The organism is Bifidobacterium ramosum, from assembly GCF_009299505.1.
Classification (GTDB): domain Bacteria; phylum Actinomycetota; class Actinomycetes; order Actinomycetales; family Bifidobacteriaceae; genus Bifidobacterium; species Bifidobacterium ramosum.
In genome coordinates this window covers 304,409-326,104 of record NZ_WBSM01000002.1, presented here as the reverse complement: position 1 = coordinate 326,104, position 21,696 = coordinate 304,409, and the positions used below count along the sequence as shown (strand labels likewise).

Sequence of the window (21,696 nt, the reverse complement as noted above, 5' to 3'; positions counted from 1 at the left end):
CAACCACGGTCAGTAGTCAAACGCGGTCACGCCAGAAACGACCAGAGAGCGCTCAGGAAGACCCGTCAAACGCTTGGTCACGGCTACGCGCCGTGACCAAGACGCAGGTCCAAAGGCTCTCGCCCCGGTCACCTTGGCGTCAACCGCGCTCAGACGGTCTCAGGACCGTTGGCGCCGTTGTTGCCGAGGTCGCCCTGACCACCCTGGTCGTCCAGGAAGTCGTCCGGGTTGAAGTCGTCGCCGAGCTTCAGATCGCCGAAGTCGATGTTCGCGAAGTCCACATCGGACAGGTCGGCGTCGGAGAAGTCGGTGTCCGCGTCGGTACCGCTGCCCAGACCGAAGTTCGGGTAGATGGTGTCGCGGATCGCCTTGTCGGGCTCGACCACGGCGTTGCGGTAGCGGGCGAGGCCCGTACCGGCCGGGATGAGCTTACCGATGATGACGTTCTCCTTGAGACCCTTGAGGTCGTCGACCTTCTGGCTCAGGGCGGCTTCGGTGAGCACGCGCGTCGTCTCCTGGAAGGAGGCGGCGGACAGCCAGGAGTCGGTGGCCAGCGAAGCCTTGGTGATGCCCATGAGCTCCGGACGACCGGCGGCCGGCTTGCCGCCGTTCTTCACGGCCTCCATGTTCGCCTCCTTGAAGCGCGCCTGATCGACCAGCTCGCCCGGCAGCAGCGACGTGTCGCCGGAGTCGATGATGGTGATGCGGCGCAGCATCTGGCGCACGATGACCTCGATGTGCTTGTCGTGGATGTCGACGCCCTGCGAACGGTACACGGTGTGCACTTCGTTCACGATGTTGACCTGGGCGGCGCGCGGGCCGAGGATGCGCAGGATCTTCTTCGGATCCACGGAACCCTCGGTCAGCTGCTGGCCGGCCTCGACGTGCTGGCCGTCCTTGACGAGGAGCGGCGCACGACGGGTCACGGTGTAGACGATCGGCTCGACGGTCTGGTCGTCCGGGGTCAGCGTCATCTGGTAGACGTGATCGGCTTCCACATCGGTCTTGATCACACCCGGGAACTCGGCGATCGGCGCCTCGCCCTTCGGGGTACGGGCTTCGAAAAGCTCGGTGACACGAGGAAGACCCTGCGTGATATCGGAAGCCGCCGCGACGCCACCGGAGTGGAAGGAACGCAGCGTCAGCTGGGTACCAGGCTCGCCGATGGACTGGGCCGCGACGATGCCGACGGCCTCACCGACGTCCACCAGCTTGTTGGTGGCCAGCGACCAGCCATAGCACTTCGCGCACACGCCGCGCTTGGACTCGCAGGTCAGCACGGAACGGGCCTTGACCTCTTCGACGCCGTGCGCCACGAGGTCCTTGAGCACGTCCATGCTCAGCGCGTCGCCGCGCTGGTACAGCACAGTGGTGCCGTCGGCCGGATCGACCACGTCGGCGGCGAGCAGACGCGAGTACGGACCGCCGTCGGCGGCCTTGACGAGGTGCAGCATGCCGTCGGCGTCACGTTCGCCGACCTGCATCGGCAGACCGCGCTTGGTGCCGCAGTCCTCCTCGCGCACGATCACGTCCTGCGAGACGTCAACCAGACGACGGGTCAGGTAGCCAGACTCGGCGGTACGCAGTGCGGTATCGGCCAGACCCTTACGTGCGCCGTGCTCGGAGATGAAGTACTCCAGGACGGACAGGCCCTGACGGTAGTTCGACTCGACCGGTCGCGGAATGACCTCGCCCTTCGGGTTGTTCACGAGGCCTCGGATGCCCGCGATCTGGTTGATCTGGGTCATGTTGCCTCGTGCGCCGGACTGGACGATGATGGCCAGGTTGTTCTTCGGGTCGAAGTGCTTGACGACCGCGTCCGACACCTTTTCGGTGCACTTGGTCCACTCGTCGATGATCGCCTGACGACGCTCCTCTTCGGTGAAGAAGCCGAGGTCGTACTGCTGGTTGATCTTGGCGACCTGGGCCTCGGACTCGGCGACGAGCGCCTCACGCTCCGGCGGCTCGGTGACGTCGGAGAACGCGAAGGTCACGCCGGACCACGGGGCGCGGGTGAAGCCGAGATCCTTGAGCGCGTCCAGCGTGGCGGCCACCTGGGCGGTCGAGTAGCGGGTCGCGATGTCGTCGACGATGCGCGACAGGACCTTCTTCGGGGCCTGCTCGTTGACGAACGGATAGTCGGTCGGCAGCGTCTCGTTGAACAGGAGACGGCCCATCGAGGTGCCGAACAGCACGGTACCGTCGGTGAAGCGCTCCTCGCGCACGACCTCGGGGCTGCCCGGCTCCGGGTCGACGACCTGGATCTCGCCCGGCTCCCAGTCGGTCGGCAGCACGAAGTCGGCGGGCAGACGCACGAGCACCTTGGCCTGCATGTCGATCTCGTGCAGGTCGAGCGCCATCTGCATCTCGGCGATGGACGAGAACACACGGCCCTGGCCCTTGGCGCCGTCGATCACGGTGGACAGCCAGTACAGACCCAGGATCATGTCCTGGGACGGCATGGTCACGGTGTGGCCGTCGGCCGGCTTCAAGATGTTGTCGGACGCGAGCATCAGCGAACGGGCCTCGGCCTGCGCCTCCGCGCTCAGCGGAAGGTGCACGGCCATCTGGTCGCCGTCGAAGTCGGCGTTGAACGCGGCGCAGGCGAGCGGCGGCAGGTGGATGGCCTTGCCCTCGACGAGGATCGGCTCGAACGCCTGGATGCCCAGACGGTGCAGCGTAGGCGCGCGGTTGAGGAGCACGGGATGCTCGGAGATGACCTCTTCGAGCACGCCCCACACCTCGGTGTCGCCGCGGTCGACCATGCGCTTGGCGCTCTTCATGTTCTGCGCGTAGTTCATGTCGACGAGACGCTTGATGACGAACGGCTTGAACAGCTCGAGGGCCATCGGCTTCGGCAGACCACACTGGTGCATGCGCAGCGACGGGCCGATGACGATCACGGAACGGCCCGAGTAGTCGACGCGCTTGCCGAGCAGGTTCTGACGGAAACGGCCCTGCTTGCCCTTGAGCATGTCGGACAGCGACTTGAGCGGACGGTTGGACGCGCCGGTAACCGGGCGGCCGCGGCGGCCGTTGTCGAACAGCGAGTCGACGGCCTCCTGCAGCATGCGCTTCTCGTTGTTGAGCATGATCTCGGGGGCGCCGAGCTCGATGAGTCGCTTGAGTCGGTTGTTGCGGTTGATGACACGACGGTACAGGTCGTTAAGGTCGGAGGTCGCGAAACGGCCGCCGTCGAGCTGGACCATCGGGCGCAGATCCGGCGGGATAACCGGGATCACGTCGAGCACCATGGCCTCCGGCTTGTTGCCGGTGGTCAGGAAGGAGTTGACGACCTTGAGGCGCTTGAGCGCGCGGGCCTTGCGCTGGCCGGAGCCGGTGTCGATCTCCTCGCGCAGCTGCTTGGCGGCGCCTTCGAGGTCGAAGTCCTGCAGACGCTTCTTGATCGCCTCGGCACCCATGCAGCCGTCGAAGAAGTCGCCGTAGGCGTCCTGCATGCCGCGCCACAGGTCGACGTCGGGCTCGAGGTCGCCGGGCTTGAGGTTCTTGAAACGATCGAACACGGCGCTCTGACGCTGGATTTGGTCGTCGTAACGCTGACGGATGGCCGCCATCTCGCGCTCGGCGCTGTTGCGCAGCTTGGCCTTGGCGGCGCCGGTGGCTTCGCCGGCGTCCTCAAGCTCGTGCAGATCGGCCTCGACCTTCTTGGCGCGCTCCTCGATCTCGGCGTCGCGGCGCTTGGCCATGGCATGGATCTGGGTGTCGAATTCGGCCTGCAGGTCGGGCAGGTTCTCGTGGCGGGCTTCCTCATCCACGCTGGTGACCATGTACGCGGCGAAGTAGATGACCTTCTCAAGGTCCTTCGGCGCAATGTCGAGCAGGTAGCCCAGTCGCGACGGCACGCCCTTGAAGAACCAGATGTGCGTCACCGGGGCGGCCAGCTCGATGTGGCCCATGCGCTCGCGGCGCACGCGGGACTTGGTGACCTCCACGCCGCATCGCTCGCACACGATGCCCTTGAAGCGCACGCGCTTGTACTTGCCGCAGGCGCACTCCCAGTCGCGGGTCGGGCCGAAGATCTGTTCGCCGAACAGACCGTCCTTTTCGGGCTTGAGGGTACGGTAGTTGATGGTTTCGGGCTTCTTGACCTCGCCGTGGCTCCAGCCGCGGATGTCGTCGGCGGTGGCCAGGCCGATGCGAAGCTTGTCAAATGCGTTGACGTCCAGCACTCTATTGTCCTGTCTGTAAAGCTGTCGATATGTGTTTCGTTACGTAGTGATACGTACAGTCGTCGCGTGATCGTCGCGTGGACTCACGCGGGGCGCGTGGGATGGCCGCCGGTCAGGACGGTCGGTCGATCAGATGACCGTACCGACCGTCCGTTGGGGACCGGCGACCATGTGGCTCACTGGTACTCCGGCTCTTCGGCCTTCTGGTCTTCCTTCGCGGCCGCGTCCGGACGCGCGCCGATGTTGAAGCCCAGATCGTCGCTCGCGGAGCTCGGATCGTCGTCCTCGTCCTTCATGTCGATGGCCACGCCTTCGGCGTTGAGCACCTCGACGTTCAGCGACAGGGACTGCATTTCCTTGAGCAGCACCTTGAACGACTCGGGGATGCCCGCCGGCGGCAGGTTATCGCCCTTGACGATCGCGCCGTAGACGCGCACGCGGCCGTCCACGTCGTCGGACTTGGTGGTCATCATCTCGTGCAGCGTGTAGGCGGCGCCGTAGGCCTCGAGGGCCCACACCTCCATCTCGCCGAAGCGCTGGCCGCCGAACTGGGCCTTGCCGCCCAGCGGCTGCTGCGTGATCATCGAGTACGGGCCGGTGGAGCGCGCGTGGATCTTGTCGTCGACCAGGTGGTGGAGCTTGAGCATGTACATGTAGCCCACGGAGATCGGCTTGCCGAAGCGCTCGCCGGTGCGGCCGTCGAACAGCCACGCCTTGCCGTCCTCGCCGACCATCTGGTCGCCGTCGCGGTTCGGCAGGGTCGACTTCATGAGGCCCTTGATGACCTCCGGCTTGACGCCGTCGAACACCGGGGTGGCGATCGGCGTGCCCGGCTCTCCCTTTTCGGCGCCGGCCGGCACGTACTTCTTCCATTCGGCCTCGAGGTCCGGGTCGAGCGAGATGTCCCAGCCGGAGTGCGCGATCCAGCCGAGGTGCAGTTCGAGCACCTGGCCGAGGTTCATTCGCGACGGCACGCCCAGCGGGTTGAGCATGATGTCGACCGGGGTGCCGTCCGCGAGGAACGGCATGTCCTCTTCCGGCAGGATGCGAGAGATGCAGCCCTTGTTGCCGTGACGGCCGGACATCTTGTCGCCGACGGTGATCTTGCGATGCTGCGCGATGTACACACGGATCATCTGGTTGACGCCGTTCGGCAGCTCGTCGCCGTCCTCCTCGGCGTCCTCGCGGGTGATCTCCTTGACCGCGATCACGGTGCCGGTCTCGCCGTGCGGCACGCGCAGCGAGGTGTCGCGCACCTCGCGGGACTTCTCGCCGAAGATGGCGCGCAGCAGACGCTCCTCCGGGGTCAGCTCGGTCTCGCCCTTCGGCGTGACCTTGCCGACGAGGATGTCGCCAGCCTCGACCTCGGCGCCGATGCGGATGATGCCGCGCTCGTCGAGGTTGGCCACCGCGTCCTCGCCGACGTTCGGCAGGTCGCGGGTGATCTCCTCGGCGCCCAGCTTGGTCTCGCGGGCGTCGATCTCGTACTCCTCGATGTGGATGGAGGAGAGCGTGTCATCCTGCACGAGGCGCTGCGAGATGATCACGGCGTCCTCGTAGTTGTAGCCGTTCCACGGCATGAACGCGACCAGCAGGTTCTTGCCGAGCGCGATCTCGCCCTTCTCGATGGCCGGGCCGTCGGCCAGCACGGTGCCGGCCTCGACGCGTTCGCCGCTATTGACGATCGGGCGCTGGTTGTAGCAGGTGGTCTGGTTGGAGCGCTGGAACTTGGCCAGCTTGTAGCTGGACTGGGTGCCGTCGTCGTTCATCACGCGGATCAGGTCGGCGGACACGTAGGTGGCCACGCCCGGCTTGTCGGCGATGATCACGTCGCCGGAATCGTACGCGACGCGCCATTCGGAACCGGTGCCCACGAGCGGGCGCTCGGATTCGACCAGCGGCACGGCCTGACGCTGCATGTTGGTACCCATCAGCGCTCGGTGGCCTTCGTCGTGCTCGAGGAACGGGATCAGCGAAGCGCCGATCGACACCATCTGGCGCGGCGAGACGTCCATGTAGTCGACGGAGCTCACCGGGACGTCGACCGCCTCTTCCTCGTCGGCTCGGGCGAGGGCCATGTCGGTGGCGAACTTGCCGTTCTTGTCGAGCTTCTGGTTGACCTGCGCGATGACGTGGTCGTTTTCCTGATCGGCGGTCATGTACTCGACCTCGTTGGTCACCTGACCGTCGATGACGCGGCGGTACGGGGTCTCGATGAAGCCGAACGGGTTGACGCGGCCGAAGGTCGCGAGCGAGCCGATCAGACCGATGTTCGGACCTTCAGGGGACTCGATCGGGCACATACGGCCGAAGTGGGACGGGTGCACGTCGCGGACCTCCATGGAGGCGCGGTCGCGCGACAGGCCGCCGGGGCCGAGGGCCGACAGACGGCGCTTGTTGGTCACGCCGGCCAGTGGGTTGTTCTGGTCCATGAACTGCGACAGCTGCGAGGTGCCGAAGAACTCCTTGATGGTGGCGTTCACCGGGCGGATGTTGATCAGCGACTGCGGGGTGATCGCGTCGGCGTCCTGCGTGGTCATGCGTTCGCGCACGACGCGCTCCATGCGGGACAGGCCGGTGCGCAGCTGGTTCTGGATCAGCTCGCCGACCTGACGGATGCGGCGGTTGCCGAAGTGGTCGATGTCGTCGGTCTCGACGCGCAGGTCGACGTCCTGGCCCTTGCGCTTGCCCGGGAACGTCGCGTCGCCGGCGTGGAGGGTCACCAGGTACTTGATGGTGGCGATGATGTCCTCGCGCTTGAGCGAACGGTCGTTGATCTCGTGCTCGAGGCCGAGCTTACGGTCGATCTTGTAGCGGCCGACGCGGGCGAGGTCGTAGCGCTTGGTGTTGAAGTAGAAGGAGTCGAGCAGGTTGCGGCCGGCCTCCGGCGTGGCGGTGTCGGACGGACGGATCTTGCGGTAGAGGTCGGTGAGGGCCTCGTCCTGCGTGTCGATGGTCTCCTTGTCGAGCGCGTCGAGGACCAGCGGGTAGCCTTCGAACGCCTCGCGGATCTCCGGCTTGGTCATGCCGATGGCCATGAGGAAGACGATCGCGGACTGCTTGCGCTTGCGGTCGACGCGCACGCCGAGCACGTCGCGCTTGTCGATCTCGAACTCGAGCCACGCGCCACGCGACGGGATGATCTTCGCGCCGAAGACGTCCTTGCCGGACGCACGATCGGTGGAACGGTCGAAGTAGACGCCCGGGGAGCGCACGAGCTGCGAGACGATGACGCGCTCGGTGCCGCCGATGATGAAGGTGCCGTGCGGGGTCTGCAGCGGGAAGTCGCCCATGAACACGGTCTGGGACTTGATTTCGCCGGTGTCCTCGTTCTCGAATTCGGCGTTGACGTACAGCGGCGCGGAGTAGGTGTAGTCCTTCTCCTTGCACTCCTGCACGGTGTGGCGCGGCTCCTCGAAGTACGGATCCGAGAAGGTCAGCGACATGGTCTGGGCGAAGTTCTCGATCGGGGAGATCTCGTTGAAGACCTCGTCGAGGCCGGACATGTGCGGCACGGTGTTGGTGCCGTTCTTCTCGTCCTCTTCGACGCGCCTCTTCCAACGCTCCGAGCCGATGAGCCAGTCGAAGCTGTCGGTCTGCACGCCCAGCAGGTAGGGTACATCGATGGGCTCGCGGATGGAGCCGAAGTTCACACGGTCCGACGCCTTGTGCAGATCAATGTCGTGCTGGTCGGCGCGTGCGATCATGGTGGTGGTGTTCGTCATAGCCTCAGTAGCCAATGGACGTTCCTTATCGCTCGCTTGTTCGTTCGATACTCAATGGTTCCCGACAAGCGCCGCTGTGGCCGCCATATGCCTAGATTCGCGGGCGCTTCGTCATTGTCAGCATGCCCGCAATATGACACGCGTATACGCAAATTCTTGAGTATAGCACAACCCCAAGCGTGTCGCAACATGCGTGTCGATCGGAACGCCACCGGAACACGACGATTCGAACGCACCGCCCGGCAACAACAACACATCGAGACGGTATCAGTACGCGCCCTTGTGTCCGAGCACGGCGCTCACCGTGCGGAACATGATAATGACGTCACCGCCGATCGACCAGTTCTGCACATAGGCGACATCCAGCTGCTCGCTCTCCTCTGCGGACAGGTCGCTGCGGCCCGACACCTGCCACGGACCGGTGATGCCCGGCTTGACCAGCATACGGGTGGCATACACCTTGTTGTAACGCGCGTATTCCTCCGGCAGTGGCGGGCGCGGCCCCACCACCGACATGTCGCCGACGAACACGTTCAGGAACTGCGGCAGTTCGTCGATCGAGAACCGACGGATGAAATGGCCGACCTTGGTGATGCGCGGATCGTCCTTCATCTTGAAGATGAACCGGTCCTGCTGACCCGTCTGCGCGGCCAGCTTGGCCTTGAGCGCATCCGCGTTCACCACCATCGAACGGAACTTGATCATGCGGAACGGCTTGCCGCGCAGACCAATGCGTTCCTGCGTATAGAACACCGGGCCGCCGTCCGTCAGTTTGATGGCGATCGCCACCGGCACCGTCACGAACAGCGACAGCAGAATCGCCAACGACGAAACAATCAAGTCGAACGCGCGCTTGACCAGTTTGTTCAGCGGCGAATACTGCGGCAGCCGCAACGTGACGATCGTCGTCCCTTGGATCGAACGGACCTGCGTTTCATGGCCGGCCGCATCCGCCGCGGACGAGATCAAGGCGATCTCCAATCCGAGCGATTCCATGCGCACGGAGAAGATGTTGAAATTGTCGGAGAACCGGCCCAGCACGTCCGACACCATCACGGTCTGGATCTGGTTGCGTACGAATTCCTCGGCCAAGCCGTGCTCACGGTATGCGATCGGCACGATGCCGTCGTACCGGTCGAGCACCAGCCGGCGCAGCGTCATGACATCGTCATCCGCCTCGATCTGTCCGGTCTCGGCATTGACGCGGATCGGGCACACGGCCACCGCACGGTAGTTGAGCTGCCGGCGCTGCATCAGGAACTGCATCGTGCGGGCGATGCCGTCCACCGAACCGACCACCACCGTCTTATACGAATAGGCGCCCTGCCGACGAGTCCGGGTGATATAGGCGCGGGATATCACGCGTTCCACCATCGTCAGCAGCGCGCCGGCGATCACGATCAGCGTCAGACCAGTCAGGGTGACGCTCAAATTCAACGCATAGTCGAACGCGCACATGCCGATCCAGCAGCGCACGGCGCCGCTGCACAGCTTGGCGTTGAGCTGGTAGCCGTCGCCCATCACATGACGATGGTAGATGCCGACGCGGTACAGGCACCACACCCAGATGCAGCCGGCGACCAGCAGATACCACGACACGTCCATCGAAAAATGGAATCGGTACGAGTAGAAGGGGCCGGTCTCCTGACGCAGGTTCAGTACCGTGACGCCGGCGACGATGAACATAGCGATATCGCAGAACGTCAACGCAAGATTCACGAAAAAACGCCAATACAGCACACGCGACAGCTGGGCCTGACGCAGGTCGTCCAGCTGACGCGCAGCATCGACACCGCCGTTGCCGGCATACGAATCGACCCCTGCCACGCGTGTTCCTCCTCTTCTCGTTCCCGGCCGTACCGCTCGCCGGACGTTGCTGTCCCCCACTATAACGAAACGGGTACCCCCTATCGACTCCGCGTTTCGCATGGTGCGTATGCCAACGTTTGCGTCAACATCATGCCATCGCAACGTAACGGTTCCGTCATTTCCCCATCGAACGAGGGAAACACGGGGGGCAAGACGCTGCCCGTCGCAAGACGACGAGACGTCACGGCGCGCCGTGACCAACGCGGCCAATGACCACCCATGGGCGTAGGCTATTGAGGTTATTTTCCAGACGTCGAACACGACCGGGCACACCGGCGGGTGGTTCGACGCCGGCAACGTGTGCGGGGAAGAAGTGGTGCATGGCTGAACGTGGGGAAACGGAACCGATGGCGGAACACGGGAACGAGACGACGGCGAAACGCGCGGAACCGGCATACGGTGGGACGAGGCAGACGCGCACCGGAGCACTCGGCCGGTCACTGACCCGTGAGGAGTCCTACGTCGACGGACATCTCACCCGCACCGCGTTCATGTCGATCGCGATCCTCACCTTCATCACATTCGTCGGCAACTTCACGCAGCTGCAGCTCAGCGCCGCGCTGCCGACCATCGTGTCGGAGTTCGGCATCTCCGTGACCACCGGCCAGTGGCTCACCTCGATCTTCCAGCTCGTCATGGGTGTGATGGTGCCGCTCACCGCATTCCTGACCCGCCGGTTCTCCACACGCCAGATCGTCATCACGTCGATGCTCGTGTTCACCGTCGGCTCGCTGCTCGCCTGGGTCGGCTCGTCGTTCCTCGTGGTGCTGCTCGGCCGCCTGCTCGAGGCCATCGGTACCGGCGTGATGTGGCCGGTGCTGCAGATCACCGTGTTCTCGATCTACCCGCTGTCACGGCGTGGCATGGCGATGGGCACGGTCGGCATGGCCATGAGCGTGGCGCCGGCGATCGGTCCGACCATCGGCGGATGGCAGACCGATGCGAACGGCTGGCGATCGATCTTCCTGACCCTGACGGCGATCGGCGTGGTCTCGCTGCTGCTTGCGGTGTTCGGCCTGCGCAACTTCGGCGAGCATGATCCGGACGCGCGTGCCGACTTCTTCTCCGTCGGCCTGTCGGTGATCGGATTCGGCGGACTGATGTTCGGGTTCACGAACATCGAGGCGTATCCGTTCACGCATCCGATGGTGTGGGGCGCGGTGTTGATCGGACTGGTCGGCATCGTGTGGTTCGTGATGCGGCAGGCGCACGGCGCGCGGGCGTTCAACGCGGCCAAGGCAGCCAACACGGCCAACACAGCCAACACGGACGCAACGGCCATAGCCGCCGATCCCGCGCGAACCGACCGCAAGCCCGTCAACCCCCCGCTGCTCGACCTCGGCGTGCTGCGCAACCGCAGCTTCACCGTCGGCACGATCTGCGCGGCGCTGAGCTTTTTCGCGTTCAGCTCGATCATGGTCATCATGCCGCTGTACATCCAGAACGACCGCGGCTACTCCGCCACGATCAGCGGTCTGGTGATGATGCCCGGCGCGTTCGGCATGTGCATCTCGCAGTTCTTCGGCGGCAAGCTGCTTGACCGGCTCGGCGCGCGACCTGTGGCGATCACCGGCACCGGCATCCTGCTGTTCGGCACCATCATGATGAGCCTGATCGACCGCGATACATGGATCTGGTGGGTGTCGATCTGGCAGTTCGTGCGGCAGATCGGCATGGGCTTCATCATCATGCCGATCACCACATGGTCGCTCAACTGTCTCGACCACAGCGAGGTGTCCGCCGGCTCGGCCGTCACCAACACGGTGCGTCAGATCGCCGGCGCGATCGGCGCCCCAGTGCTCGTCATCCTCATGGAAACGCTTATGCAGCTGCACGGCGGAAACAAAATCGACGCCAGCATCTTCGGCACGCAGTGGACGCTGCGCGTGAGCGCGTTCCTCGTGTTCGTCCAGATGCTCATCGTGATCTTCGGCGTCAAGGGCGCCGGCGCGGGTTCCTCACATGAGGCCGCGCAGAAGGCCGTAGCGCATTTCCGTGAGGCGCACGCGGCACGTTCCTCCACGCGCATCGTTCATTGACGAAACTTTTCTGCAAACTCAGAGGCAGTTTTCACCGCCGTTCAGGGGTCTTTTTGCAAACTGAGAGGCAGATCTCCGCCTATTCAAAGATCCGATGTCCGATTAATACGCGATAAGTGGTGCATCGACATCGAATTGAGCGAAGGACACTGCCTCTCAGTTTCGAGAAAGACCTCTGCAACGTCGCGCAAACCGCCTCTCAGTTTGCAGAAAGCCCCGGCGACCCCACCAACATCAGTGCCGACCCCACATCACGCCTTGCCGAGCACCGTCAGCACGATCAGCAGCACGTTCAACGCCACGATCAGCGCCGTCACCAGCATGAACACCATGTGCTTGGCCGTGCCGTCGACATACTCTCCCATCAGCTTCCGATCGTGCGTGTACCGCATCAGCGGAATAATCGCGAACGGGATGCCAATCGACAGGATCACCTGCCCGACCACCAGCGCCTGCGTGGGGTTCGGCGCGAACCACAGCACCACCAGCGCCGGCACCAGCGTCACCACGCGGCACGCCCACATCGGCGCCTTGATACGCAGCAGTCCGTGCATGATCTCCGAGCCGGCGTACGTGCCGACCGACGTGGAGCTCAACGACGACGCAAGCAGGCCGATCGAGAAGATCGTGCCGACCACCGGCCCCAGCACCGAGACGATGGCGTGCTGCGCGCCTTCGATCGAATCGGTGCCGGCCATGCCATGCAGCGAGTTCGCGGCGATGATGAGCAGCGACACGTTCACCGATCCGGCCAGCAGCAGCGCCCACGCCACGTCGATCTTCGAGCCGTGCAGGAGCTGGCGCACGGTCGGCTTCTTCTCACCCGGCGCGTAGTGGTCGTTGACGAGCGTCGAATGCAGGTAGATCGCGTGCGGCATCACGGTCGCGCCCAGCATCGACGACGCCATAAGCACCGAGTCCGTGGTGGTGAAGCGCGGCACGAGCCCGCCGAGTACGTCCACGGGATTCGGCGGCGCGATGAACAAACCGAAGATGAAGCCGAACGTGATGACGAGCAGCAGCGCGATCACGATCTTCTCGAACAGCCGGTGCGTGCGCCCGCCCTGGAACCACAGCAACACGGTGGACACCGCACCGATCACCAGTCCGCCGACGAACAGCGGCAGTCCGAACAGCAGGTTGAGCGCGATCGCGCCACCAATCACCTCGGCCAGATCGGTCGCGATGGCGATGACCTCAGCTTGCATGAAGAACATGAACCGGCCGGCGTCGTGCATGCGCTCGCCGAGCAGTTCCGGCAATGATTTGCCGGTGACGATGCCGAGTTTCGCGGACTGGTACTGGATGAGCACGCTCATCGCGTTCGCGAGCACGAGCACCCACACGAGCAGGTAGCCGTAGCGTGCGCCGGAGGTGATGTTCGCGGCGACGTTGCCCGGGTCGACGTAGGCGACGGCGGCGACGAACGCCGGGCCGAGGATGCCGGCGAGCGCGTGGCCGTGATGCTCGCGTTGGTGGCCGTTGTGCGGGTTTTGGAGCGCCTGCGCCTGTGCGGCGCGGGTGCGTTCGATGTCGAGTTCGGCGGCCGGTTGGTCGGCCGTCGACATGGTGGTCTGATATTTGTCGTTAACGTTATTCTCTTCCATACCGCGCACCGTTATAGCGCCGGCATGTTACAAGCGCATGCTCATGGCGGTTTTCGCTCGCTCAGAGAACTCTGATCGAGCGTTTTCCGCCACGCGATATCAGTAGTGGCGGTTTTCGCTCGCTGAGGGGACGCTCAGTGAGCGTTTTCCGCCACGCGGAAGTCGTTCATCGCACGGACCGCACGGACCGCACGACGCCACCACGTCCGCCTACGGCAACTGCTGGTTCGGGCAGGCGCGCAGCACCGACTGCATGGCGCGCCGTTCGGCGGTGGTGACGGTGAGCCGGTACTTGGTCTTGATGCCGATTTGCCGCGCCACGTACGCGCAGCGGTAGTCGCCGTTCGTGGGCAGCCAATAGGCGGCGGACGCCGAACCCTTCTCCTGGTTGGCCGGTCCGTCGACGGCGAGCAGGTTGTCGAGGTCGTTGCCGAACCGGTAGCGTTTCGCGGTGTCCCAGTCGCGCGCGCCGGACTGCCACGCGTTTTCGAGCGCGACGACGTGGTCGATCTGCACGGCGCTGCTGGTGGTGCGTCCGCGCATGAAGTGGATGGTCCGGCCGGTGTACGGGTCGTCGAGCGTACCCGATTTGACCTTGCAACTGACGGCGGACACGTAGGTCACGTCGGTCAGGTCGCGGGCGAGCACGTCGTCGCGTACGTCGCATCCGTTGCCGTCGTCGTCGGTCTGACGATAGCCGAACAGGTCGCGGTCGTAGCCGGATTTGTCGGGCTGGTCGTCGACGGCGAGTGTGGCGAGTGCATCGGCCGCCGGGCCGCTGGCGGCGTATTCGCCGGTGATCTGCCCGACGGTCGGGCTGACCTTGGGCAGGCCAATGCCGACGGTGATGCCGATCGCCGCGGCGATGACCAGCAGGATGAGGATGCGTTCGACGGGTCCGGTGGTGTCGAAACGGCGACGGCGGAAGTGCGTAGCCCGTCGGCCGCGGTAGCCGCCGCGTGACGACGTCCGCCGGCCACCGCGGTTTCGGCGGCGGTCGAACCGGTCAGGCATAGGTGAAGGTCATCGGATCGTGGCCGGCACGCTGCGGGCCATCGAGCGCGTCGATGGCCTTGTGCTCCTCGAGGCTGAGCGCGAAGCCGAACACGTCGAGGTTCTGCTTCTGGCGTTCCGCGTGCACGGATTTGGGGATGATGATCGTGCCGTTTTCGATGTGCCAGCGCAGGATCACCTGTGCGGGGGTGACGTTATGCGCGGCGGCGATGCGCGCGATGGTGCCGTCGCCGGCGTTGAGGTCGGCGCCGCGGGCCATCGGCGAGTAGGCTTCGACGGCGATGCCGTGCTCCTGGCAGAAAGCGACGACGTCACGCTGCTGCCAGGTGGGGTGCAGTTCGATCTGGTCGACGGCCGGCCATTCGCCGGTCTCCTCGTGCAGCCGTTCGAGGTGTTCGGGCAGGAAGTTGCACACGCCGAGGGTCCTGACACGGCCGTCCTCGCGCAGTTTGGCGAACGCCTTCCACGTGTCGCCGCTGCGCCAGTTGAACGGGGTGGGCCAGTGGATCATGTACATGTCGACGTAGTCGACCTGCAGCAGCTTGAGCGAATTGTCGAACGCCTTGAGCGCGGAGTCGTAGCCCTGTTCGGAGTCGCGCAGTTTGGTGGTGAGCCACAAGGACTTGCGCTGGTCGCCGGTGTTGAAGCCGGTCGCGGCGAGCGCGCGGCCCACGCCGGCCTCGTTGTTGTAGCCGGCCGCGCCGTCGATATGACGGTATCCGGCGGCCAGCGCCGATTCGACGACCGGGACGACGCCTTCGTCGTCGATGCGCAGCACGCCGAGTCCGATCTGCGGGATGGCGTTGCCGTCGTTGAGCTTGATGTGCGGCACGGTCGCGGCGGCGGCCGCGGCGGCGAGATCACTGGTTTCTATCATGACAGCCTCCAGAAACTTGGGTTCTCCGAGTTTCAGGATACACGGTGTGCGGCGACCTCGTATCCCCCGTCGCCGGCATGGCGGACATATCCTCCCCTCTTGACGGACATACAGTCGTTTTCAACGATGGAATCGGCTGTATGTCCGTTAAGAAAAGGCAGGAACACCCCGCCGTGTGCCCGCGGAACACGCCCGCACGCTACGGCAGATCCATGAACCCGCTGTTCTTCAGGTAGTTCTTCCCCGCCGTGATGTCGTACTGGATCAGCCGGTAGTCCTCCAGCAGCTGCTTGGTCTCCTCGTCGAAATCGGACTCGGCCATCGGCTTGCCGTCCGCGTCGAGGTAGATGTTCTGTCCTTCCGGAATCCGGTCCCATCCCTGGATCGAATTGACCACCGGCGGCTCCATCGCGGAGATCTTCTCGTGCATCTCGGTCAGGAACGCGAGGTACGGCGACACCTTCGCGTCCATGTGCTCGGCCGCCTGCGCCACGAAGAAGTTCGGCGACGAGTACGCCGAGTTGTCGATCTGCACGCCCTGCGATCCACTCGCCTCGTTCGACCAGATGAAGTAGTCGGTCAGATGCAGCGCGAGCGAGTTGTCCGTGTCGGCGCTGGCCGTCTCGTAGATGCCGGGCAGGTGGTCGCCGTAGAACACGACCGTGATCGGCTTGTCGAGTTTGTCCAGCTCCTCCAGGAACTGCGCGGTCGCCTCGTCGGTCAGGCTGGCGCCCTTCTGGTACGTTTCGATCGAATCGGTCTCGTCCTTCTCCAACGGCTGCGACGGATCCGTGGATTCGGCCGTGAAGTCGTTGTTCGCATACCATTCGTTGTACGGCATGTGGTTCTGCATGGTGATGATCTGGATGAACTGGTTGGAGTCGGTCTTCGCGATCTCCTCGAGCGCGCTCTTGTACGTCGCCGCGTCGGACACGTATGGCGACTCGTCGATCTTGTCCTGGTATTTGATGATGTCGCTGCCGTCGGCCTTGCCCGTGAGCGTGTAGAAGTGCGAGAATCCGAACTTCTCGTAGTTCGTCGCGCGCGAGTACATGGACGACTCGTACGGATGGAACGCCTCGGAGAACTTCGCCGCGCCCCACATCTGGTTGATGGTGGGCGTCCAGTGCTCGCTCGGCACGAGCTGCTGGTACGGGCTGGTCAGGGACGAGTCGAAGTTGGCCATGCTCATGCCGGTCAGGCCCATGTATTCGAGGTTCGCGGTGCCGCCGCCGTAGCCGGACGACAGCATGAGGCCGGACGTGGTGCCGCTTTTGATCGCGCGGATGTTCGGGATGGAGTCCTTGTTGACCTTGAGGCCGGGTACGCGCGACGGGTCGGAGAACGATTCGCTGAGCACGTAGATCACGGTCGAGTCGGTCATGTTCGCGGACCGGTTCTCGTTGATCGTGTCGGCTTCGGCCGCGTACTTCTTGGCGAGCGCCTGCAGGGTCTCCTCGCTGTAGTTCGCGGGCTTCTCCATGATGCGCGGGTTGAGCTGGCGGGTGAACGAGACGAGCGGGCCGTTGCGCTGCGCATCGTAGACGGAGTCCCACATGCTCGGTTTGTCGCCCATCACCGTGGCGAACGACTTCGCCCACGAGCCGACGGTGCTCACCTGCATCGCGTACAGCGTGAAGAACAGGCCAGGCAGCAGGATGAGCAGCAGCCGCACCGTGAATCCCAGACCGCGGTTGTCGAAGCGGATGAGCCGTCCGTTGCGGCCGTCCATGCGGTACAGCAGATAGCAGATGACCACGATGCCGACGAAGATCGCGCTGGCGGCGATGATGGTCCAGTGCGCCCCCGGCGGCATGAAGCTCAGCAGGTTGCCTTTGTCGGCCTTGAGGAAGTTGAGGTCGCTGGGCAGCACGGCCTCGTAGCGGATCTGCACCTTGAAGTGTTCGATGACGGCGACGATGATCGCGGCCGCGAGGAAGATCGGCGTGGCGATCCAGAACCGGTTGACGAGCATGAGCAGGATCAGGTAGATCGCGCCCCACAGGATGAGGTTGAGCACGAGCACGAAGTTGAACTCCGTCCACATCTTGGTGACGAATCCCCAGCCGACGGTGGGGCTGGAGAGCTTCACGCGCGTGCTTTTCTGCGACACGCCCCACTGCAGGACGGCCACGGCGGCGAGGTCGAAGAGGATGAAGAACACGGCGTACAGCCAGCCGGGGAACGGTTTGCTGCGGAACTTGAACCAGCGGCGTTCGTCGCGATCGGCGGCCGTCTCCTCGTCGTCGGCAGCGTCGGCGTCGGTATCGTCAATGGAATCGGTCGCGTCCGTCGTTGCGTCGGCTGTCGCGTCGATCGTCGTCCGGGCGCGGCCGAAGCGGAACGGACCGCGCGAGCGGACGTCCTTGCGTGCGATCTCGAGCTCCTCGATCTCGTCGTTCGCCGATGGCTGGGTGTTGTCGTTCGTCATAAACCTGCACTTCACGATGGTTGGTCACTGTCGGCCGTACCGTCGACGGATGCTGACGTGAGCCATCCGTGCGGCGACGCCGTCCGGGCATATCTTCCTTATTGTCCACACCGTTCCTGACAACCACGCGACGGCCGCACGATACGGCCCAAGATTTTCACGATTGCGCCCTTCCGTCTTCCCTTCCGTACCATTCCACGCCCTTCCCCTCAACGGACATCCAGCCGGCTATGCGAACGTATCGGCTGTATGTCCGTTGGAGAAGAGAGGCGGGAGAAGGACCAACGCCCGACAACCGTCATCTTCCGTCCTCTCGTCTCATCCCCTCCCCCAAAACAACCCTTCTCCTCCAACGGACATACAGCCGATTTGCCTATCGAAATCGGCTGTATGTCTGTTGGAGGATAACGTCACCGGACGTTCACGTGGGACTTACGCGCGACTTACGCTCGTTACAAAACGGCTTGTCGCCTTTACCTGCACCGGATAGACTGCATCGCATCACCGTACATAACCGAACGACATACATTGAGGAGCTGCAACGATGACGTCGGACACGCTTACACCATTGGACCATCTGGTGAAGGTGCTGCGGTTGGGGGAACCTTCCGCATACCGCGGCCACGCATACATCAACGGTGAAAGCCTGTACTTCCCGACCGGACGCGTCTACGGCGGCCAGGTGATCGCCCAGTCGCTGGTCGCCGCGTCGAAAACCGTCGACCCGGCGCGGCTGCCGAACTCGATCCACGGGTACTTCATCTCGGCGGGCGACATCCGGCAGGATCTGCTGTTCGACGTGGAGACGCTGCGCGACGGGCGCTCGTTCTCGGCGCGCCGCGTGAACGTCACGCAGTCGCAGGGGCCGATCCTCACCGCGATCGCGAGCTTCCAGCAGAGCGGCCAGACCGGCGTCGAGTTCGCCGATCCGATGCCCGACGACGTGCCCGACCCCGAGTCGCTCACCAGTGCGAAGGAACTCATGACCCCGTACGCCGACATGTCGCCGTTCGCGAAGTTCTATGCGAAGAAGTCGCCGTTCGACATCCGTCACGTCACGCCGACGATCATGCTCGGCGCGGATCGCGAGAGCGCGAAGCATGATTCCGGCGCGCAGATGGTGTGGATGAAGGCGGACGGCACGGTGGACGTGCCGCAGGTGATGCACCGGGCGATGCTCGCGCTCGGCTGCGATCAGGTGATGATGGAGCCGGTGCTGCGCCGCGCGGGTCTGAGTATCGCGACGCCGGGAATCTCGTACGCGTCGCTGGATCATTCGATGTGGTGGTATCGCGACGTGGACATCAACCAGTGGCATCTGTATGTGCAGGACACACCGACCGCCGCGCATGGCCGCGGTCTGGGCGTGGCGAAGGTGTACTCGCAGGACGGCGAGCTGGTCGCCGCGATCGCGCAGGAGGCGATGATCCGCGTCCCGCAGCCCAAGCCGCCGGTCGACGAAGCCGATCAGCGCGACCCCGTCGACTGAGTCCGGCTTTCAGCCGAACTCCTCTTCATACGCGAGCTCCTTTCCTTCTTAACGTACATCCAGCCGATTCCCGTACCAAAATCGGCTGGATGTCCGTTAAGAATACGGGAATGCTACACTCACCGGCTCTTCCCCGCAATCGCCCTTTTCTTCAACGGACATACAGCCGATTCACCCACCGAAATCGGCTGTATGTCCGTTAGAGGAAAGAGCTAGTGCCGGGTTTTGGCGGCGGCGGGCGCGATGTTGCGCTGCCGTTGCGCCTCCTTCGCCTTCGCGCTTTCCGGTCCATCCATCGGCGGCAGCTGGCACAGCCACTCCCCCACGATGCCGATGACCATGTCGACCACGCACACCGCGCACGCGATCCCGCATTCGATGACCGCCTGCTCGTAATACGCGGCCTCCATATGCGCCATACTCAGCAGGATCTGCCCGCCGTACCAGCCGGTCAAGCCCGCGCCGACCAGTCCCAACGCCTTGGCGAGCACCAGCGTGGACACGGCCTTCTGCGGGTCGAGCGGTTTCATGCCGGCACGCTTGCGCGGATCCGTGGTGGCGTACTGGTGCACCTGCACGGCCATCACGAGCACGCTCACGCCGATAAGCAGCAGCAGCGCGGACACGAACCACGGCACGCCGAGCAGCGCCAGTCCGGTGACCTCGTCGTATTTGGCGAGCAGCATGCCGCCGACCGTTCCGAGCACCAACGCCACGAGGTAGTACCACCACGGTGTTCTGCGCGCCTTCATAGCGTCCCTCCGATGATCCAGTTGTCCGACAGCTGCCCCACACGCCCGACGTCGGGCGCCATCGCGAGCAGGAACGACACCGGTTCGCCGCCAAGCCGGGCATCCGGATCCATGTCCATCCACGGGGCGAGCACGGCCGCATGGCTGCGCGCGCTCGGCCATGGTACACGGCAGTCGGGCTCGTCCACGGTCACGCCGGCCATATCGACCAGATCAAGGTCGAGCGCGCCGCCCACCGACGTTTCGATGCTGCCAAGCATGGCGATGAGCGACCGCGCGTCGTGCTTCGTGGTCAGCTGCACGACCGCGGCCATCGCGTCCGGCCCGTCGAGATTGCTCACGTGGTAGAGCGGCGAGATGCCGTCGACCTGATTGCCCGGGATGCCGTCGAGGGCGACGATCGCGGCGCGGAACCGCTGTTCGGCGTCGGTCGACGTGCTGTCCATGGAGATGATCGCAGTGCGGAACGCGGGGGCCGCCGTGGCCGTGTGCTCCGACGTCGACGATGCGTGACGGCCACGCGACGCGGATTCGCTCGCAGCCGCTGATGCCGACGTCGCCGACGTATCCATCGCACCGTCGCGCGATGTCTCAGCACCGTCAGTCACGGTAACCGCACCAGCCGTGTCGATCGCGCTGGCCGCACGTCGTCCGGCCGCACCGGTCATCCAATCATCGGCCACGCGACGCACGTCGTTGCGGTCGGCCGCGATGGCGAGCAGATCGGCGACCGCGCCGCCATGCCGTCCGCCGAGCATGGCCTTCGGGTCGAGCGCATGCCACGGCGCGAGCACGAACGCCCGCTGCCATGCGCGCGGATGCGGCAGCGTGAGCTCCGGATCGTTGCTGACGATGCCGTCGTAGTCGATGATGTCGAGGTCGAGCGTGCGCGATGACCAGTGGGATTCGCGGGTGCGGCCGTGCGCGGTTTCGATGGTCTGCAGTCCGGCGAGCAGGTCGGCGGCCGGCAGCGTGGTGTCGAGTTCGACGACGGCGTTGAGGAAATCCGGGGTGTCGTCGGCCATGCCCCATGCGGCGGTGCGGTACAGCGGGGAGACGCCGGTGACCTGCGTGCCGGCGAGGCCGTCGAGTGCGGCGACGGCGGCGCGCAGCGTGGCGGCCACGTCGCCGATGTTGCCGCCGAGCGCGACGACGGCGTGATGAACGGATGCCGATGTGTCGGAGGGGACGGCTGCGGTGGCGGCGGGTTTCGCGATCGGCCGGGTGTCGTCGGCGTCCGTGGCGCCGGCGATGTCCGCGATGGAGGCTTCCTCGGCATCGTTACGGCCGGCGACCATGCCGTGGTCGGCGTCGTCGCGGCTGCGGTTGATCGTAACGGCCACGTCGGCGAACGGTACGGTGATCGGCGCCTGCGGCTTGTGCACGGTGACGTCGACGGCGACGACGAGTGGATGTTCGGTGAGGATCGCGTCGGCGATGCGCGCGGCGAGCCGTTCGATGAGATCGACGTGGGGGCCTTGGATGATGGCGGCGATGCGTTCGGCGACCAGCCCGTAGTTGACGGTGTCGTCGAGATCGTCGGTGTGGCCGGCGCGCGTCAGGTCGACGTGCAGCGTCACGTCCACGACGAATGGCTGGGGCTGTTCGTGTTCGAAGTCGAGTACGCCGTGCGTGCCCTCGGCTCGCACACCGGTGAGTCGTATCGTGTCCATCATCAGGCTCCTTGTCATTGCCATGTTCCC

General features: G+C 64.7%; 11 protein-coding genes. 2 read left to right on the top strand and 9 right to left on the bottom strand.

What is annotated here, in order from left to right; all coding sequences use genetic code 11:
• Positions 1–149 precede the first annotated feature (149 nt).
• The 3 genes from DSM100688_RS04115 to DSM100688_RS04105 form a co-directional block, all read right to left on the bottom strand.
• On the bottom strand, positions 150–4,190 hold the full coding sequence (locus DSM100688_RS04115) for a DNA-directed RNA polymerase subunit beta' (RefSeq protein ID WP_152357884.1): 4,041 nt from the start codon (positions 4,188–4,190) through the stop codon (positions 150–152).
• A 176-nt stretch (positions 4,191–4,366) separates the two neighbouring features.
• Positions 4,367–7,915, bottom strand: a complete 3,549-nt coding sequence (rpoB, locus tag DSM100688_RS04110) for a DNA-directed RNA polymerase subunit beta (RefSeq protein WP_152357919.1) — start codon at positions 7,913–7,915, stop codon at positions 4,367–4,369.
• A 267-nt stretch (positions 7,916–8,182) separates the two neighbouring features.
• A complete protein-coding gene (locus DSM100688_RS04105; RefSeq protein ID WP_240811836.1) occupies positions 8,183–9,742 on the bottom strand; it encodes a sugar transferase in 1,560 nt (519 codons plus the stop codon).
• A gap of 362 nt (positions 9,743–10,104) precedes the next feature.
• Between DSM100688_RS04105 and DSM100688_RS04100 the strand changes: the two genes are divergently transcribed.
• A complete protein-coding gene (locus DSM100688_RS04100; protein ID WP_152357882.1) occupies positions 10,105–11,823 on the top strand; it encodes an MDR family MFS transporter in 1,719 nt (572 codons plus the stop codon).
• 251 nt (positions 11,824–12,074) lie between these two features.
• Here the strand turns inward: DSM100688_RS04100 and DSM100688_RS04095 are convergent, their stop codons facing one another.
• From DSM100688_RS04095 to DSM100688_RS04080, 4 genes are all read right to left on the bottom strand, one after another.
• A complete protein-coding gene (locus DSM100688_RS04095) occupies positions 12,075–13,391 on the bottom strand; it encodes an Nramp family divalent metal transporter (RefSeq protein WP_152357918.1) in 1,317 nt (438 codons plus the stop codon).
• Positions 13,392–13,640: 249 nt separating this feature from the next.
• Positions 13,641–14,444, bottom strand: a complete 804-nt coding sequence (locus DSM100688_RS04090) for an HNH endonuclease family protein (protein WP_152357881.1) — start codon at positions 14,442–14,444, stop codon at positions 13,641–13,643.
• Entirely contained in the window at positions 14,437–15,321 is an 885-nt protein-coding gene (locus DSM100688_RS04085; protein WP_152357880.1) for an aldo/keto reductase, read from the bottom strand. The genes DSM100688_RS04090 and DSM100688_RS04085 overlap by 8 nt, the downstream gene beginning before the upstream one ends.
• 199 nt (positions 15,322–15,520) lie before the next feature.
• On the bottom strand, positions 15,521–17,752 hold the full coding sequence (locus tag DSM100688_RS04080) for an LTA synthase family protein (RefSeq protein ID WP_152357879.1): 2,232 nt from the start codon (positions 17,750–17,752) through the stop codon (positions 15,521–15,523).
• Positions 17,753–18,296: 544 nt separating this feature from the next.
• On the opposite strand from DSM100688_RS04080, the gene DSM100688_RS04075 reads away from it, so the two are divergent.
• Positions 18,297–19,241: an acyl-CoA thioesterase gene (locus tag DSM100688_RS04075; RefSeq protein ID WP_152357878.1), complete on the top strand. Its 945-nt coding sequence runs from the start codon at positions 18,297–18,299 to the stop codon at positions 19,239–19,241.
• A 212-nt stretch (positions 19,242–19,453) separates the two neighbouring features.
• On the opposite strand, the gene DSM100688_RS04070 is transcribed toward DSM100688_RS04075, so the two are convergent.
• Both DSM100688_RS04070 and folK read right to left on the bottom strand, forming a co-directional pair.
• Positions 19,454–19,993, bottom strand: coding sequence for a DUF3180 domain-containing protein (locus DSM100688_RS04070; protein WP_152357877.1), 540 nt, complete (start codon positions 19,991–19,993; stop codon positions 19,454–19,456).
• On the bottom strand, positions 19,990–21,666 hold the full coding sequence (gene folK / locus DSM100688_RS04065) for a 2-amino-4-hydroxy-6-hydroxymethyldihydropteridine diphosphokinase (protein WP_152357917.1): 1,677 nt from the start codon (positions 21,664–21,666) through the stop codon (positions 19,990–19,992). The genes DSM100688_RS04070 and folK overlap by 4 nt, the downstream gene beginning before the upstream one ends.
• Positions 21,667–21,696: the final 30 nt, after the last annotated feature.